Origin of the sequence: Nostoc sp. DedQUE08 (assembly GCF_034530895.1) — a bacterium.
GTDB lineage: Bacteria > Cyanobacteriota > Cyanobacteriia > Cyanobacteriales > Nostocaceae > Nostoc.
In genome coordinates, this window is record NZ_JAVRCD010000054.1 from 39,088 (window position 1) to 56,663 (window position 17,576).

17 protein-coding genes and 1 pseudogene are annotated in these 17,576 nt (G+C 41.0%); 10 read left to right on the forward strand and 8 right to left on the reverse strand.

Features of this window, described 5'->3' with window-relative positions; translation table 11 throughout:
* The first annotated feature begins 24 nt into the window (after positions 1-24).
* The 5 genes and pseudogenes from RMY64_RS28110 (at position 25) to RMY64_RS28130 (ending at position 4,939) form a co-directional block, all read left to right on the forward strand.
* Complete coding sequence (locus RMY64_RS28110; RefSeq protein ID WP_322701714.1) at positions 25-588, forward strand: Uma2 family endonuclease; 564 nt, start codon at positions 25-27, stop codon at positions 586-588.
* Positions 589-647: 59 nt separating this feature from the next.
* Positions 648-755 (forward strand): annotated as a pseudogene (locus RMY64_RS28115) (IS5/IS1182 family transposase); the annotation flags it as partial.
* Positions 756-1,189: 434 nt separating this feature from the next.
* The gene (locus RMY64_RS28120; protein WP_322701715.1) at positions 1,190-2,959 is read left to right on the forward strand and encodes a DUF3352 domain-containing protein; all 1,770 of its coding nucleotides are present in this window, start codon (positions 1,190-1,192) and stop codon (positions 2,957-2,959) included.
* Between the two features lie 234 nt (positions 2,960-3,193).
* On the forward strand, positions 3,194-4,255 hold the full coding sequence (gene ccsB / locus RMY64_RS28125) for a c-type cytochrome biogenesis protein CcsB (RefSeq protein ID WP_322689603.1): 1,062 nt from the start codon (positions 3,194-3,196) through the stop codon (positions 4,253-4,255).
* A 375-nt stretch (positions 4,256-4,630) separates the two neighbouring features.
* A complete protein-coding gene (locus RMY64_RS28130) occupies positions 4,631-4,939 on the forward strand; it encodes a KGK domain-containing protein (RefSeq protein ID WP_322673975.1) in 309 nt (102 codons plus the stop codon).
* A gap of 85 nt (positions 4,940-5,024) precedes the next feature.
* Here the strand turns inward: RMY64_RS28130 and RMY64_RS28135 are convergent, their stop codons facing one another.
* The 5 genes from RMY64_RS28135 to RMY64_RS28155 form a co-directional block, all read right to left on the reverse strand.
* A complete protein-coding gene (locus RMY64_RS28135; RefSeq protein WP_322689602.1) occupies positions 5,025-6,368 on the reverse strand; it encodes a TMEM143 family protein in 1,344 nt (447 codons plus the stop codon).
* 42 nt (positions 6,369-6,410) lie between these two features.
* Positions 6,411-6,611: a hypothetical protein gene (locus RMY64_RS28140; RefSeq protein WP_322673977.1), complete on the reverse strand. Its 201-nt coding sequence runs from the start codon at positions 6,609-6,611 to the stop codon at positions 6,411-6,413.
* 352 nt (positions 6,612-6,963) lie between these two features.
* Entirely contained in the window at positions 6,964-8,463 is a 1,500-nt protein-coding gene (locus tag RMY64_RS28145) for a tetratricopeptide repeat protein (protein WP_322673978.1), read from the reverse strand.
* Entirely contained in the window at positions 8,420-8,800 is a 381-nt protein-coding gene (locus RMY64_RS28150) for a hypothetical protein (protein WP_322673979.1), read from the reverse strand. Before RMY64_RS28150 ends, RMY64_RS28145 begins: the two co-directional genes overlap by 44 nt.
* Before the next feature lie 144 nt (positions 8,801-8,944).
* Positions 8,945-9,127, reverse strand: coding sequence for a hypothetical protein (locus tag RMY64_RS28155; RefSeq protein ID WP_322673980.1), 183 nt, complete (start codon positions 9,125-9,127; stop codon positions 8,945-8,947).
* Between the two features lie 234 nt (positions 9,128-9,361).
* Here RMY64_RS28155 and RMY64_RS28160 point away from each other — a divergent pair, with 234 nt between their 5' ends.
* Entirely contained in the window at positions 9,362-9,946 is a 585-nt protein-coding gene (locus RMY64_RS28160; RefSeq protein WP_322673981.1) for an Npun_F5749 family FMN-dependent PPOX-type flavoprotein, read from the forward strand.
* Positions 9,947-10,109: 163 nt separating this feature from the next.
* On the opposite strand, the gene cysE is transcribed toward RMY64_RS28160, so the two are convergent.
* The 3 genes from cysE to RMY64_RS28175 all read right to left on the reverse strand — a co-directional run bounded on the left by cysE (position 10,110) and on the right by RMY64_RS28175 (position 13,506).
* Positions 10,110-10,874, reverse strand: a complete 765-nt coding sequence (cysE, locus tag RMY64_RS28165) for a serine O-acetyltransferase (RefSeq protein ID WP_322701716.1) — start codon at positions 10,872-10,874, stop codon at positions 10,110-10,112.
* Between the two features lie 161 nt (positions 10,875-11,035).
* On the reverse strand, positions 11,036-11,527 hold the full coding sequence (locus tag RMY64_RS28170; RefSeq protein ID WP_322701717.1) for a hypothetical protein: 492 nt from the start codon (positions 11,525-11,527) through the stop codon (positions 11,036-11,038).
* A gap of 317 nt (positions 11,528-11,844) precedes the next feature.
* Entirely contained in the window at positions 11,845-13,506 is a 1,662-nt protein-coding gene (locus tag RMY64_RS28175) for a DUF3352 domain-containing protein (RefSeq protein ID WP_322701718.1), read from the reverse strand.
* Between the two features lie 158 nt (positions 13,507-13,664).
* Here RMY64_RS28175 and RMY64_RS28180 point away from each other — a divergent pair, with 158 nt between their 5' ends.
* From RMY64_RS28180 to RMY64_RS28195, 4 genes are all read left to right on the forward strand, one after another.
* Positions 13,665-13,997 (forward strand): rhodanese-like domain-containing protein, encoded by a 333-nt coding sequence (locus RMY64_RS28180; RefSeq protein ID WP_322673985.1) that lies wholly within the window; start codon positions 13,665-13,667, stop codon positions 13,995-13,997.
* A 465-nt stretch (positions 13,998-14,462) separates the two neighbouring features.
* Positions 14,463-15,614: a heat-inducible transcriptional repressor HrcA gene (locus RMY64_RS28185; protein ID WP_322701719.1), complete on the forward strand. Its 1,152-nt coding sequence runs from the start codon at positions 14,463-14,465 to the stop codon at positions 15,612-15,614.
* Positions 15,615-15,735: 121 nt separating this feature from the next.
* Positions 15,736-16,413, forward strand: a complete 678-nt coding sequence (locus RMY64_RS28190) for a DUF2834 domain-containing protein (protein ID WP_322673987.1) — start codon at positions 15,736-15,738, stop codon at positions 16,411-16,413.
* 191 nt (positions 16,414-16,604) lie between these two features.
* On the forward strand, positions 16,605-17,276 hold the full coding sequence (locus RMY64_RS28195) for a hypothetical protein (RefSeq protein ID WP_322674024.1): 672 nt from the start codon (positions 16,605-16,607) through the stop codon (positions 17,274-17,276).
* The last annotated feature ends 300 nt before the right edge of the window (positions 17,277-17,576 follow it).

A 17,576-nucleotide genomic window follows, 5' to 3' on the forward strand; every position in this document is an offset into this window, starting at 1 on the left:
AATAAAGACGCGAGGAAAGGTTTAATGAATACTGTTGTGCTAAATCTAGAACCGATTGCTCATTTAACCGATGAGCAATTTTATCAATTGTGTATTGCCAATCGTGATGTCAGCCTGGAAATGAACGCATCTGGAGAATTAATAATTGTACCACCAGTCGGAGGAGAAAGCGGAAATCAAGAAGCAGATTTAATTACAGACTTAAATAATTGGAATCGTCAAGCTAAATTAGGGAAAGTTTTTAGTTCTTCAACTATCTTTATACTTCCCAACGGTGCAAAACGTTCTCCTGATGCTGCTTGGGTAAAATTAGAGCGGTGGGAAGCTTTAACACCAGAACAACGAAAAAAATTTCCGCCACTTGTACCCGACTTTGTGATTGAACTGCGTTCGGAGACAGATCGCCTTGCACCGATTCAAGAGAAAATGCAGGAATACATTAAAAATGGTCTGCGTTTGGGTTGGCTGATTAATCCTCAAGATCGCCAGGTTGAAATTTACAGACTTTTAAAACCTGTAGAAGTTGTGCAAATGCCAGCGATTGTTTCTGGAGAAGATATACTACCTGGATTTGAGTTGCAAGTATAAGTAGGCGATCGCGACCATGCCAAAACGTTGAGTAGTAGGGAGAACATGATTGCTGGTAAAACCTGTACCGTCGTCTCAGTAAGGATTATGAACGTCTCCCTGAAATGAGTGAAGCTGCCATCTATGCTGTTATGACTCGTCTCATGCTGCGTCGTCTTGTCGTCTAAAGATTTACTTTATAAATGGTCTCTAAAAATAGAGTTCTTAGGGCGGGGTAATACTTTAAGGAGAATTGAGAGAAATCCCTAAAACCATTACAATACCTAGAGTTTTCTGATTATATATAATTTCTGTAACTCCGAAAAAAATGTTATATTCTCGCTTATTGCTTGGAATAACAGTTTACTTGTGGAAACTTTCCGACAGAGGAATTAATCTCAGGGAAACGTCCTACGAAATTCAACAAAGCATGTTAAAAATGGTAACTGAGCCAAAAACATAGCTTTTAAAAGACTACGGAAAGTTGATTATCGAAGTACCATCAACCATCTAGGGTAGAAAAATTTAATATAATTAACTGCCCTAAAGAATGGGTAATACTGTTGGTGTACTTGACTAATCAAGCAAGTAATAAGTTTGCAAGTATAAGGTACAGGTTTCAATGGCACCGCCTCTTGTGTCTGTTCAGATGAATAAAAATAAGAAACCGTCTCTGGTGCTGACGCTCTCGGCTGCTGGGTTATTGATTGGTGCAGGGAGTGTGGGCTACTGGTTGTTAGCCCAGAGACAAATATCTTCTAGCGATTTGCTAGTAGGTGCAAATATTATTCCTGGTGATGCCCTGTTTGCGGTTTCCTTAACAACAGATCCCCAGCAGTGGCAGAAATTGCGGCAGTTTGGGACAAAAGAAACCCAAACAGAACTGGACAAAAATTTAGTCCAGTTACGCGATCGCTTTCTGACGAATAATGGTTACGACTTCCAGAAAGATATCGCTCCTTGGGTAGGCGATGACGTGGCGATCGCAATTCTTGCCCCAACTACAGGAAATAAACCTGCACCCAAACCAGTTACCACTAATGAAAATGCCGCTAGCGATCAGCAGTCGATGGTAATGGTATTGCCAGTAAAAAATTCAGAAATCGCCAAAACTATTTTGGCACAACCCAAAATTCTTAAACAAGGCAAATGGAGCGATCGCACTTATCAAGGGATCGCCATTAAACAAAGTGAGGGACAAGCAGGGCAAAACTTCTCGGTTGCATTATTAGATGGGCGTTTTTTAGTCATAACTGATAGTCCTAAAGCCACAGAACGAGCGATCGATGCTTACAAAAATAAAACATCCCTAGCTACAACAGGAGGATTTGCTGAGAATTTCCCAAAAATTGCCAATTACCAACCCTTTGGACAGTTTTATATCAATGTGCCAACAGCAGCGAAAATAGCCGCGGCTTCTCCAAACCGCCCTTTACCTGCTCAAGTTTTGGCTCAACTGCAAAATAACCAAGGTTTAGCAGGGACAATAACTTTAGAGTCAGAAGGAATCCGCTTTAAGGGCGTTTCTTGGTTAAACCCTAATAGTCAACGCGTGCTGACAGTGGAAAACAAAGCTGGGAAAATGCAAAGCCGCATACCAGCCGAAACCTTAATGATGCTTACTGGTGGTAATTTACAGAGGTTGTGGAGAGACTATGTTTTAACATCTCAGGGAAATCCTTTATCACCGATCGCACCAGAACAGATTAGAGGTGGGATAAAATCTCTTACCGATCTCGATTTGGAGAAGGATTTGCTTAGTTGGATGAAAGGGGAGTTTTCCTTATCAGTAATTCCTGCTACTCCAAAAGAAGGTTCACCAAATGATTTTCGTGCGGGTTTGCTGTTCATGGTACAGACAAGCGATGACTACGGCGGGCAAAGCCTACGCAAATCAGCAGAAGCATCCATCAGTAAGCTGGATGAAGTGATGAAAAATCAATACCAATTCCAAGTGCAACCGGGGAAAGTCGCAGGTCAACCCGTTGTTAACTGGGTATCACCTTATGGTACGTTAACTGCAAGCCACGGTTGGTTAGATGGAGATGTCGCTTTTCTGATAGTGGGAGCTCCGATCGCGGATAAAATTGTTCCCAAACCTAACTACACACTAGCTGGCACTCTTCCCTTCCAACAAACAGTTCCTACAGAACCCAATCCGACAAACGGTCAATTTTTTCTGGATGTGGAACGAACTGTGAAAAACTTCCCTTTACCAACTCTAATTCCCAATCAAGAAACTTTGCTAGATGCAACGCGCACAATTGGGATGACATCTGCTGTCAGCGACAATCGCAGTAACCGTTACGATATTTTTATCGAACTGAAAAAAGTTACTAACACTACTACATTGCCTAGTCCAGAAAATAGTAAGAGTAACTCTGTTAGATAGAGGAGAGAGGAAAGCAGGGGAGCAGAGGAGCGGGGAAATGAGGGAGTGAGGGAGTGAGGGGACAAGGAGATAAACAAAACTCCTAACTCCTAACTCCTAACTCCTAACTCCCAATGCCCCATGCCCCATGCCCAATCCCCAATCCCCAATCCCCCATTCCCGATTCCTCTCTTAACATATAGGATCAAAACAGTCAGAATCGATATTTTAAATCATCCACGGAGAGAAGACTTTATGAATTTGGTTGTACTCCAGAACTGGCTGGACAATGCGTCCTTTGCCATATTATTCCTGACAATGCTGGTGTATTGGGGAGGAGCGGCTTTTCCAAATCTGCCTTATCTAGCCGCTTTGGGGACAGCTGGGATGGCGATCGCAAATTTGTGTATAGCCACTCTACTAGGGGCACGATGGATCGAAGCTGGTTACTTTCCCTTAAGTAATCTCTATGAATCTCTGTTTTTCTTAACTTGGGGAATTACCGCCGTCCATCTGATTGCCGAAAATAGTAGCCGTAGTCGCTTAGTAGGAGTTGTGACATCTCCGGTAGCAATGGCGATTACTGCTTTTGCTACTATGACACTACCATCCCAGATGCAAGCGTCAGAACCCCTAGTACCTGCCTTGAAGTCAAATTGGCTGATGATGCATGTCAGCGTTATGATGCTGAGTTATTCTGCTTTAATGGTGGGTTCGTTATTAGCGATCGCTTTCTTAATTGTCACTCGCGGTCAAAATATTCAACTACAAGGTAGTTCTGTTGGTACTGGTGGCTATCGCAGCAACGGCTACCGCTTGCACAAAGCATCTGAACTAATTTCTCAACCACCAACCCCTGCTGTCGAAAATAACGGCTTTGCTCGTTTTGAAACTAGTAGCAATGGCAACGGTAACAGTAATACGGCTGTTTTGAATTTAGTAACTACTCCTGAATCTCCAGCCGTTGCATCTGCTGAACCTCTTTCACCCCAGCGCCTTAGCCTTGCCGAAACCCTCGACAACATTAGTTATCGCATCATCGGACTAGGTTTTCCCCTGCTGACAATTGGCATTATTGCCGGTGGCGTTTGGGCTAACGAAGCCTGGGGTTCCTACTGGAGTTGGGACCCGAAAGAAACTTGGGCATTAATCACCTGGTTAGTGTTTGCTGCCTACCTTCACGCCAGAATTACTCGCGGTTGGCAAGGGCGCCGTCCGGCAATTTTAGCCTCCGCCGGCTTGCTTGTAGTTTGGGTTTGCTATCTCGGTGTGAATCTTTTGGGTAAAGGTTTGCATTCTTACGGTTGGTTTTTCTAAGAACCGTTTAAATAAAACTACCTCACCCGCGCTACCGCGCACCCTCCCCTTGGTAAAGCTACGGTGTATACACAACAAGTCCTTTTCACCCCTTCTAACTCCCCCGATGCATTGAGGGAGAACCGGATATTTCCCCCCTTTGCAAGGGGGGATTAAGGGGGGTAAACCCAGGGTTTGCGCTTCATTAGCAAGATGTGTGTACACCGTAGCCGATGTTTTGGGGAGGGGTAAGGTGAGAATTATAGGCTAATTTACCAGACATCAAATTATTACTAAATTTTTATTTGACCAGCACTAAATCTATAAAATCATCATTTTATTTCGGATGAACTGTTATATCTCTGGAAAATATAAATTGATTAACAGGAGATTTTTATGGAAGATGGATTCGAGATACTAAACCATGATGAAGTTGTGTCTATACAACCGGACACTTTTAATAAGTTAAATATTGCTAAAACTTTTAAAGTCCGCGATTTGATTACAGCAATTAAGGAATATGTTGGAGCAGAAGAAACGGATGAAGTAAATTTGTATACTCAAGGATTAAATTGTGAAGTTTTACAATTTAGTACTTTGGGATGGAAAAAAGGAAAAGTGAGACTTGCTTTAGAATTTTGTCCTGATGAATCTGAGTCACCACTTGATGAAATTTTTCAAAAACTCAAACAAGTGGAAAATTAATACTCAATAAGCAAAATATCCCCAACTTCTTCAAGAATTCGGGGATATGAGCCTCTTGATGTTTACAAATAACCGAGAGACTAAACTACAAAATTATCCCGTTATATCGAAAAGCATTATCCCAAACGTAATCAATCACTGCTTTAGCTTCATCCAAGGATAAAACGTGACATGCTCCTTGGCGGTCGTAGGCTAGTAAAGGGATTTCTGGTACTTTGTCTGTTGTTTTGCTATTTTGAATTATTTGGCCGCGAATATCTTCTAGATTGCTTAGAGGCCCTTGAATATCAAAGTTAATCTTTGTGCCTAATTTATTGTCCATCCAAGTTTCAATGCGAGAATCTAATTGTTGAGGAGTTAATGGTGTGGGGCTAGTCAGTAAGTGATAATATGCCAGAATAATTTCTTTACATTCTTCTTCTTCTGCTAATTCCAGAAACATTTGAAAAACACTATTATTGCTAGCTAAATTCTTGAAGAATAACGTATCAGTGACAATTTTTTGAAATTTAATTTTTTTATTTTTGTAATTAGTGTATTGCGTAAAGGCAAATCCACCCAAAGCGATCGCTAATGATAAAGCTGCCACCAAGACGGGCATAAAATTTCTGACTTTATCCAACTCTACATTTAATGATTCAACCCAAAAAGTAACGTTTAGTACTAGTAAAATTGCAGCAACTATTAATAATAAATTCGGCAATGTTCTTAATATTAAAGGAATTGCTGCGCCAATCGCCGGAATTCCAAATAGTAACCGATCTTTCCAGGTCATACTTGTTTTTACATTGGGAAAGATTAAGTCAACATCTAGTTTTGGAATATTTTTGTAGAAGTAAACATACATCTTACCGGGAATGAATTTTAATTCTTGGATCTTGTCTTTCTTCGCACGAAAGTAAGCTGCTTCTTTGAACTTGACTAACAAAACTATCCGTTCAAAAATATCAATCATCTTTTCTTCTTGCCAAAAGAAGAATTTTTTTACCGAAATTTTCTTAGAACTATCACCCCGGTAATAACAGATCAAGCGGTCAAAATCCTCAAAATTTACTTGAGTTTTCAATTCAATGAGAGATTTGGTTGCCAGCGCTCGTTTGAGAATCGATTCAGGCAAAAGAATATAATTAGCTCTTTCAACAATATGCCCAAAGGCTTCAACTACTTTCAACTCCATGTCATCATATTGCTCGAATGTTGGTGGAGTTATTGGTTGAATCTCTGCATTAGGGTTAAAAGGTACGTAGTTATCTTTGATAACTTCTAAGGTTTGGTGGAAGCGAAAGTGATAGTATGCAATGAGGATTTGGCAGAAATCTTGAAATTTTTTGACATCAGCTTTATCTAGCTGACCGTCTTGTAAGCAAAGTTTGATAATATCACTGCGAGTGTAGGGAATAAATGCTTCTCTATTTTCGGAAACAGCCATATTCAACAGATGAATCAGAATCTAACTAGGGTTTGCCACATCTCACGAAAACGGCGGCGATGAGACATTATGTTTTAATTGGTAATTAAATTCTAGTATCTTGGGTAGTAAATCTCGCAGTTTTTTCCTGAGCCAAGGGAAAAAGTGAGTAGAGATATTTGCTTTGCCTTGCACATCTCCAATGCGTTCTGTTATTTTCAAAGACTGATTGAAAAGTGCGTAGGCGTTGCCCGTCGTAGACATCGCTCGGCATAGATTCTGATTCTCTCATTTAAATTACTATCAAGATTCATTAACGAAATAAACCAGAACGATTGCGATCGCTCGGCGTAGATCCAGATTCTCTCACTTGAAAAAGGAAGTAGGGAAGAAATATTTTTCATGGTTCGTTGTGGATTTTTGCAGTACTGTATTGAATTGGTGTAAAAACTCATTAAAGGGGTTCAAAGACTCATTAATGAGTATCAAAGCCTCATTAATGGGGTTCAAAGCCTCATTACAGCAATTTTCATTCACTTAAATCACACTCTCGCATTCTTCTGTGCGCCTCTGCATGAGATAAAAAACCTTCGCTCCTGTAATTACGAATTACGAATTACGAATTACGCATTACCCTATCAAGACTTGCACTCACACTTTCAGAATCCGGTGACTTCAATCGCTGCAAAATCTCTAAAGCTGGTTGCAAATAGGATATCGCTTTAGTGTATTCACCCTGCTGTTCTGCCAAATCTCCTAACCTCCGCAGAGTCATTGCTTGAGTTCGGACATTACCAATGCGTTCATTTATTTCCAAAGACTGATTGAAAAGTGCGATCGCTTCATCTACTTCCCCTTTGTTAGCGTAAAGAATTCCCAGATTGCTCAACGTCACCGCTTTGCCTTGGACATTTCCAATGCGTTGTGTTATTTCCAAAGACTGATTGTAGAGTGCGATCGCTTTATCCACTTCCCCTTTGTTAGCGTAAAGAATTCCCAGATTGCTCAACATCGCGGCTTTGCTTTGGACATCACCAAGGCGTTCAGTTATTTCCAAAGTCCATTTGTAGAGTGCGATCGCTTCATCCACATCCCCTTTATTGGCGTAGATACCTGCTAATTCGTGCAATGTCACCGCTTTGGTTTGGACATCACCAATGCGTTCAGTTATTTCCAAAGACTGATTGTAGAGTGCGATCGCTTTATCCACATCCCCTTTGTTGGTGTAGATACCTGCTAGTTCGTGCAATGTCACCGCTTTATCCCATTCTCCTAAATCATGATAAGTGTCACCCAGTTCGTGGAGAACGCTGGCTTTGATTCCTGCTAAATTTTCATCTTCTTCAGTCAACTTCAAAGCTTTTAGCAAAAAATATTCTGCTTTTTCTACCTCAGCAATACTCTTATAAGCTGCCCCTAACTCCTGCAAAATAGTAATGCGGGTGCGTACATCAGTTGATTCTTCCATTAGCAAGCGCTCAAGTAAATCAATTCGCCCTTGCCTTTCTGCTAAATCTAAACTTCCTAATATTCTCTCCGACTGAATAGTTTTTTCAATAGCCAACTCTTGAGTAGACTGGACTGTTTGAAAATAAAATACTCCTTTTCTCCATGCCCAAAAATCTGGGGCATATTTTGCTAAACGTGTTAGAGCATGATCTGGCAGAAATATCAGTATAGGGTGAGGAACACTACTAGTAAAAGCGTCTCGCACAAAGTTCAAATCTTGCAGTACAGGGGGATATTCTCCAGATAAACCAATAGATTTTTCTGAACCGATAATAATTAAAACTAATTTTTTATCTGGTTCTAAATGAATTCCTTTTAAATCACGAATAATCTCATCCCTTAAAAAACGCAAATTAGGGTCGCCAAAATTGAGAAGTTCAAACTGAATATCATGACATTGAGGATGGTTATTGAGAATTTCAATTAAAGTATTTCTATCTTCTGCAAAATTAACAGCAACGAACCCAATCGTTAACTGAGTATCAGCAAAGTCAATAAAGGTTAATAATTCCGCTAATGACTGCTGATTTATTTGCACAAAAGTTTCTTTTTCTAAATTTAACTCAGGGGTTACTTGTGGTTGATTTGACTGCTTCTTGGAAAGCATGGATTTGCCTCACAACTGGATTAACATAATTCCAGCGATTTTTGCCGTTATATTCAAAAACCCAAAGATTGAACAGCATCAATCTGCCGATTTCATCTTTAGAAACATCTTTATTGACATATACCGCACCCAAAGCAGAATAGTATTCTGTTGATATACTGCGCTCAAAATTAAACTGCTCTTGCTTAATCGCATAAGTGATATCATCAGCTGTAACTTTGTCATGCTCACGAGTTGCTGCTGTAATAAATGCTTTTGATGCTATTTGCATCAATTGACGGATGTGACCGCCGCTTGCTTTTGCTAAATCTACTAATAGTTTACGCGATTCAAACACTGCGTCTACTTCAACTCTTTGTTCAATTAAACTCGTAATTGCTGTTATTCCCTCATCGTTATAATCTAACTCGTTTTTGTCTTGTTCAAACTCTATATCTAGTTCAGCGTCGGCTTCTATATAAATAACTTTATATTGAGATTCTCATTCTTGCTGAATCTTCCTTAATTCTGTACTTTTACCGCATCCCCGATGTCCAGTAAATAAAAGGCTGCAAAATTCGGCGGGTTCCAGAAAACTTAAGCGAGTTTTAATAGTATTAATTGCCTCTGTCTTGCGAACTTTCGATAAATTAACATAATAACGTTCAATGTCTTTATTACTCACTAGAGGAGCTACATCACAAACACGAAAAGCAGCTTTGAGCGTATTAGCACGATTAGCAGGTAAGGAACTTATTAGGTACTATTTATATTAAGAATTTATATATATTACAGCAGCAAAATCTTAAAGCTTCTAGGCGTTAGATAACTTTTAAAAATCACTAGCGCTCAACCAGAAGTATTGAAGTGGTAGTATGTTCAGGAATACCTGACGTTAGATTACCAACAGAATTGTATAATGTCTCTTGCTCCTTGGCGAGGTGCGATCGCTCATGCACTCCATCGCAACCGCAGCCTTGTTTATGCTCGTTACTTGCAACTAGCAACGCTACAAGCGAATGGTCGTCCCGCCAATCGTACCCTAGTCTTTCGCGGCTTTCTGGACAATACAAACCAGCTAAAATTTATCACGGATAACCGTAGCGCCAAAGCCGACCAAATACAGCAACAACCTTGGGCAGAAGTTTGCTGGTATTTCCCCAATACACGAGAACAATTCCGCATCGCTGGCTGTTTAACCCTAGTAAGCGGTGATGATTCTGACCAGGTTTTCCAGCCAGCGCGGATCGCAATGTGGCAAGAATTGAGTGATGCGGCGCGTTTACAGTTTGCTTGGCCGCATCCTGGTAAACTCAGAGTTGAAAACCCAGGAGCTTTTGCACCACCAGCACCCGAACCCGTGCAGCCAGTGCCTAATTTTTGTTTACTGCTACTCGATCCGGTGCAGGTAGATCACTTAGAATTACGCGGCGAACCACAAAATCGATGTCTTTATCACCGTGATGACCAGCAAGAGTGGTCTAGCCAAGCGATTAATCCTTAAATATTCGAGTAGAGACGCCATTAATGGCGTTTCTACAGTAGTTAGGAGTTGGAAACTGCAAACCTGACATTTATGATTTTTATTGAAAGCGATAGGAAACTCCATCCTGCAAGTGGCGTGGAGTTTTTTATTCCTCACTCCTCACTCTTAACTTCTCAATTTTTTAAATGCCAGCACCATCTAAAAATTCCTGGATGGTCTTATCCTTGAGGTTGCACCAGCGAGGATCGTGGGTTAGTTCATCCTCTTTCGTTGCTAAACCACCTACTAAAACAGGAGTTTTTTCTGAAGAATTGTTGCGCTGAAGGGTTTGTATTTGTTCTTCCAACGCTTCAATTCGGTCTACTAAAGCACGAATTACTTGAGCTTCTGAATCTGGTAAGTTATTGTGTTCAAGAGGTGAAACCCGAACTCCAGAACGATACATAATGCGCCCAGGCACACCTACCACAGTACAGTCTGAAGGCACATCTCTGAGAACCACAGAACCAGCACCAATACGGACATTATTGCCAATTTGGATATTGCCCAGTACCTTAGCTCCAGCCCCAACTACGACGTTTTCACCCACAGTAGGATGGCGTTTGCCACATTCTTTACCAGTACCCCCAAGGGTGACACCTTGATAAATTAGAGCATAGTCTCCGACGATCGCAGTTTCACCAATTACTACACCCATGCCGTGGTCAATGAACACACTTTGCCCAATTGTTGCACCAGGGTGGATTTCAATTCCAGTAAAAAACCGAGCCAAGTGAGAAATCAGGCGCGGAATAAAGGGAAGACCAACACTATACAGCCAGTGAGCCAGCCTATGGAATAACAAGGCTTGCAAACCAGGGTAACAAAATAAAACTTCCAACCAGTTACGGGCAGCTGGGTCACGTTCAAATATGATACGAAAGTCAGCACGCAGTATAGATAGCACGAGATAGCACCCTCGGAAAGCACAACAAGCTACTCTCCCATATTATCCTCTCAGGTGTTACACATAAAAGTTGGGCATTGGGAATTGGGCATTGGGCATTGGGCATTAGTTATTAATCACTTAACTCCTAACTCCTAACTCCTAACTCAGCACTCTCCACTTCACTGTTGCTCCACTTTCAAAGTATAATCACGCTTGACTCCAGGATTAAATGTACCTACCCAAATCCGATAGGTTCCCTTTTTCCAGTCGCGATCGCTAACGCTAGCATCTTTACTTTTGCCAGTATCATCGCCGCAACGAATTGTTGTTTTATCTGGGCCTTGGATGATTAAAGTGGTGTCGTTGTTGTTGCTATCAACTTGGATTGTTAGCTGAGGAAAGTCTTTTTCCAAAACCATAATGTGATCTGGTTTGGAATCGGCAAAGCCAATACAGGCTTTTTGATCGCGATCGCGGTTACTTATGGCAGACAATGAGTAAGAACCACCTGTAAATCCCTGCACTGTTCCTTGTGATGAATCAAAGTTTGTTGATAAATTCAAAGTGGCAAAGTTTGCTGTCTGTGCGATTGCAGGGGTAGCTGTAATGGCGGTAAGTATAGCCAACAGCCAACCGCCGCGAAACTGAAGTCGGGGGCGACAGTATTTCATAGTAGCCCTCCAACAGGCTTTTAAATAAGTAGTGATATATACATATTCTAATAAAAAAATTCCAGTGAAATTTCAGTTGGTTGTGCCACAATCAAATGTGCCACAGTTGATGTTTTTGAAAGTGGACTGTTAATTGCTTGGTTATTTCTGGATCTAGACAGCAACATTAAATCACGCTCGTTGATAGTAGGCCATTTTGGCAATCAAGCGATTAATTAGTAAATCATACAGAATATCTACCTAAATACTATGGGGGAAGAAAGTAGAGGAGGGAAAAAATTCTTTTCCCTCCTCTAGTTTGAGCTTTTATGAAAATCTCACGAATTATGGAGTTTGAAGAAGACACCACCTTTAAGCGATCGCGTGTCAGTTCCATAACTACTGACTGTGAGCGATCGCAGGTTGTTAAAAAATGGTTTACCTAAAACTTCCACTAGTTTGAGAATCGGTACTTGACGCTCTAACAAATTCTGGCTCTTTGTCCAATCGAGATATACATAACCTTGGTTTGGTAGGGGAATTGCCGCGATACTATCTTTGAAATTAGGATTGTCAATTATGGAATTATCCTTGGTTGTGAGAATTTCATCGATCGTCTCCAAGTCAGACGCGAAAATTTCGTAATTTCCTAAAGTTGTGTGCAATCCCCGCACTTTTGTTTCAATGCTGAAAGATTCTCCTTCTTTGACATCACTTTTTTTTGTTGCTGTGGTTAACTCTGTCCAAGCAGATATTTTTTGCTTGTCTATAGTTAAGAAATTAATACTGAGTCCATTGGATGAGGCGATCGCATCTAATCGAGCAACACCTTTTTCCACACTCTCGGATTTTTCTACTACAAAAATCCAATGAGGAGTTGTTTGCTCTTTCGCCGGTAACAATGCTATGGCATATTCTCCTTCTACCCAACTGAAAATATCTTTTGGTAAATTTATACCCCAGCGTTTTTGGACATCTGCCAAAGGTTTTGCTAATCGGGAAACTATATCTTCCTCAGAACCATATATAGTTGCTGTTGCTTGTTTCCAGAGTTTGGCTAAATCACTGTCAGCCAAATTACTCAAATTCAAGCCGGAAATTGCTAAACCTGCGGATGCTGGAACATACTGCAATGCTCCCACAGGTTTAGATAGTGGTGCAGATGGAGGGACAATTTCCGATGAAGTCAAAATGCTGGTTTCTGCTAGCAATCCTTTTGGATTCAACACTAAAGATATGATTTGGCTGTTATAAAGTTGTTCTGGTAACTCTAACCCTTGCCATTTTGCGACGATGGGAAGATTCAAGAACGCTACAGCTAAACCTCCTTTGATCTGTTCTTTGGTAGCTTTTTGGTATTCGGGTGAGCTAGTCAAATTCAGATCGGGCGCTTGGACGTTATTGATAGCATCTCTTAGTACTTTGGGATCGTTGGCAAATAAGACAAAGTTTTCACCGACAACAGCACCAGCAAGCAAGTCTTGTTCTGGTTGAGAATTGTCAGAAATCAGTTTTACACCTTTATATTGTTCAACAGCTAAGGTTGCACCAGCTAAGGCTCGTTTGGAAAACAACAACTCTACAAACTCGCGGCTTTTCTCCGATTGCTTGGTTGCTAACGCTAACAGATATCCTGGCTGCTGTCCGTTTTCTGGATCGCGATCGATATCTAAGGTGGTAATAGCTAATGTAATTTCGTCCCCTAACCAGGGTTGAATGTCTTGTTTGTAATCTATGCCACTCTTGGCGAATAAACTGGTTTTGAGTTTAGATAGTTCTTCTTCGCGCTCCAACGCCTGCAAACGGTCAGGATTGGTCAATAATGAAACCATTGCAGGGGACAGTTTCGACACGAATATGGCTGCACCAGGCCCAGAGCTAGAAGCAATGAGATTAGCCGGACTTTTAGCGAAAAACCAGTAAAAGCCTGCGATCGCAATTACTAGCAGGGCGATCGCCCCAGCGACGATAAAACCGATAAATGAACGTTGCCTATTCACATTAAACCTATTAAAAAAGACGGTTTACAGCCATTTAAGCAGAAAGCCTAGCAGAATTAATCAACCTTCTTGAGAATGGATACTCATGCAAAGGCAGAGATTTTCTGTCACCATAAATAGGATTAAGACTGTTTATCGGGAATTCTTTTAGTCAACCCATGAACCAAATTAGTGTAGAAGAACTGGCGCAACGTCTTTCTTCTAGTGATGTAAGTATTCAGCTAGTAGATGTGCGTGAACCAGAAGAATTGGCGATCGCTAGCATTGAGGGCTTTGTTAACCTACCTTTAAGTCAATTTGCCGAATGGGGAGATCGAGTACCTACCCTCTTCAATCCCGAAGCCGAAACCTTGGTGTTATGCCACCACGGCATCCGCTCTGCCCAAATGTGCCAGTGGTTGATTGCTCAAGGTTTTACAAATGTGCAAAATATTTCGGGTGGTATTGATGCCTATTCCCAATTAGTAGACTCTTCAATTCCCCAGTATTAGCTTATGCTCGGATAGATCATTCAGATGGAACTTACTCTTCCATCTGAATTTTGCTATGCTAAACATAGAAGTACATCTATTTAAAGGCTTGCCGGAAAGTTTGAAATTTGGGCATCACCTACATCTGCATAAAAATGTTGGATTGCTCTAAATTACAGTTCGGCAGTAACCCCTGAAGAAAATACGTATCTAATAATACTGTTGCAAGCATAAATTTATGCAAAAGTACGGTTAGAAAAAAGCATCGGAGGGGTACATTATAACTAGCAGCTTTTGCAAAAAAATTGAGCTACTAGTTCAACCCTAATCTTAAAAAATGCTTTGTATATAAACTTTAAAAATACTTATCATAATATAGTTAGATAATTTGATATCTTAATAAATTATTAATATTTTCTGTTTCGATTAAATCCACAAATTTCTTGAGAGTTTGATTAAAATCTGCCTTCAGCAAAACATACCATAATGGAAGTTCAGTTAACAAATCGACAACAGCATATACTTTGGGCAACGGTACGTCACTACATTGCTACGGCAGAGCCAGTTGGTTCAAAGGCTTTGGTTGAGGAGTACGATCTGGGTGTAAGCTCGGCGACAATTCGCAATGTCATGGGTGTTTTAGAAAAGTCTGGATTGCTCTACCAACCACACGCTTCTGCTGGACGTGTACCTTCAGATTCAGGGTATCGCATTTATGTTGACCAGCTAATTACACCTTCTCTGCGGTCGCGCAGCGTGTCGCAGACAGACGCTACGCGGAGCTTGCTTCCACAAAGTGCTACGGAAATTTTAGGGCGAGAAGTAGAGGTGGCATTGCAAAAGCAGCTACAGTGGCAAGATCGGAGTTTAGAAACCCTACTGCAAGGAGCCGCGCAGATTTTAGCAACCTTGAGTGGTTGTATTAGCTTGATTACTATACCGCAAACGACCACAGCGCTATTGCGACATCTGCAATTAATGCAAATTGAAGCCGGACGGATCATGCTGATTGTGGTGACAGATGGTTATGAGACACATTCTAAATTGATGGATTTGTCGCTAACACCAGAAGAAAGCCAACGGGATTCAGAGGTAATAGATCGCGAGTTGCAGATTGTTTCTAACTTTTTGAATAGTCACCTGCGGGGGCGAAGTCTGTTGGAGTTAGGCCACCTCAACTGGAGCGAACTAGATCAAGAATTCCAACGCTACGGGGAATTTTTGAAAAACTCAGTTGCCGAATTGACTCGTCGCACTCTTGCACCGACTGCAACCCAAATTATGGTTCGGGGTGTGTCAGAAGTTTTGCGCCAGCCAGAATTTTCCCAGTTACAGCAAGTACAAACAATTATCCACCTGCTGGAAGAAGAACAAGACCAACTGTGGCGATTAATATTTGAAGAACCAGAACTAGAGGATGGTGGAAAACCAAAAGTAACGGTTCGCATTGGCGCAGAAAATCCATTAGAACCGATACGCACCTGCACCTTGATTTCTTCTAACTATCGCCGAGGTTCGATACCCGTAGGAAGTGTAGGAGTTTTGGGGCCAACGCGTCTAGATTATGAAAGTGCGATCGCAGTAGTAGCATCTGCTGCTGATTATCTCTCAAAAGCTTTCAGTTATTTCAATCCTTAATTAGCGGTTAATCTTTAGGAACAAGCCGCTACGCCTCTAGGGGAGGAAACAATACCACATAGCAAGCACATAGCCGTATTTGTAACGGCAAAATCAATAATTAATACTACTTAAATCTTTCATGCTTAGAAAAATTGCCTTTAGTCTACTGTGGCTGGGATTTGTTGTCTATGGTTTTTTTCTCGCACCTCCTGAGCAACCTGGTACATTCGAGTTAATTAAAAACCTTTCTATTGGGCAGTGGCAAGGCATAAACCCGTTAGTCATAGCATTATTCAACCTCATGGGCATCTGGCCTCTTATTTACAGCGCAGTAGTCTTTATTGATGGTAGAGGACAAAAAATACCTGCTTGGCTGTTTGCTACTGTCTCTTTCGGAGTTGGTGCTTTTGCATTGTTGCCGTACTTAGCCTTTAGAGAACCAAATAATAAATTTGTCGGTAAAAAGAATACCTTGCTCAAGCTGTTAGATTCTCGTGTGACTGGGGTTGTCTTGATGGTAGCCACCGTTATTCTAGCTGTCTATGGTTTAAGAGGAGGAGATTGGAGTAATTTTGTGCAACAGTGGCAAACCAACCGCTTCATCAATGTGATGAGTTTAGATTTCTGTCTACTTTGCCTATTATTTCCAGCTGTCCTAGGGGATGATATGGCGCGTCGTGATTGGAAAAATCCACAGATATTCTGGCTAATAGCGTTGATACCGCTATTAGGCCCATTGATTTATTTGTGTGTACGTCCACCTCTACCAGACGTAGGTGTTGAGGCAATACGCAGTCAGCAAACAGCTGCAAATTAAAGCACTTTTTAATTCCTAATTAAAGACAGTTTCAGTTGGAGATTTAGTCCCCAACTGAAACAAAAATCACGTATATATTTACTCCTATTTTTCAACAAGCTAAGGGCAGCGTTCTACAAAAAGGTGGATTTAGACGCAAAAAATACGAACTATAAATTAGTAATTATGTTAAATGCACCCATCTAAAAATGATGAATAGAAAAGTTGCATTGTGGTTACTATGGCTTGGATTTGTCGCCTATATCTTACTGTTAGCACCGCCCTTGCATTTACAGGAAACCCTAATTCTGCTGAAAAATATATTTACTCTTCAGTGGCTTGACATAAATCCAATTATCCTTTCCTTGTTTTCTTTAGTCGGGATCTGGTTACTAATTTACAGTGGTTTGTTGTTCATTGATGGCAGAATGCAACGAATTCCTTTTTGGCCTTTTGCCTTGGCATCAGTAGGATCGGGAGTGCTTGGTTTATTACCATATTTGGCTTTTCGCGAACAAAATCAAGAATTTTCTGGACAAAAGGATACTTTTTTACAGCTGCTAGATTCTCGTTTTTTTGGGATTGTTTTGAGTTTAAGTACTGTTGGCTTGCTCACCTATGGGTTTGTCTTAGGTGACTGGGGAGATTTTGTGCAGCAGTTTCAAGGCGATCGCTTTATTAATGGCATGAGCTTGGCATTTTGCCTTTTTTGTCTTTTATTCCCCACAATCCTTGGCGATGATATGGCTCGTCATCACTGGAATAATCCCCAGGTGTTTTGGGCAGTAGCGTTTGTCCTGCTACTCGGCCCACTTGTTTATCTTTGCTTGCGCCCGCCCTTACCATCAACTATTCGTGAAGAATCGTTGATAGCTAATCGGTAGTAAATTTCTTCTATTGATCGCCAAGGTTCACTGCCAGAAAGAAGTGTGGGAGTTTTGGGGGCAACGCACCTAGATGATAAAAGTGCAGAGCCTCCCTTTTTTCAGTAAATTGGGGACTTCCTGTTGTGGGTGCGTAAATCCCAAGAGAAAATTTTTTCTGAAAGTACTTTACAAAACGCAATAAATTCTTTAATATGTGTAACAGGTAGTCAAACCTACCTAAATTCATCTGCAAATAATCGCATTTATAAAACAATGACAACAACCTTACAACAGCGCCAAAGCGCCAATGTATGGGAT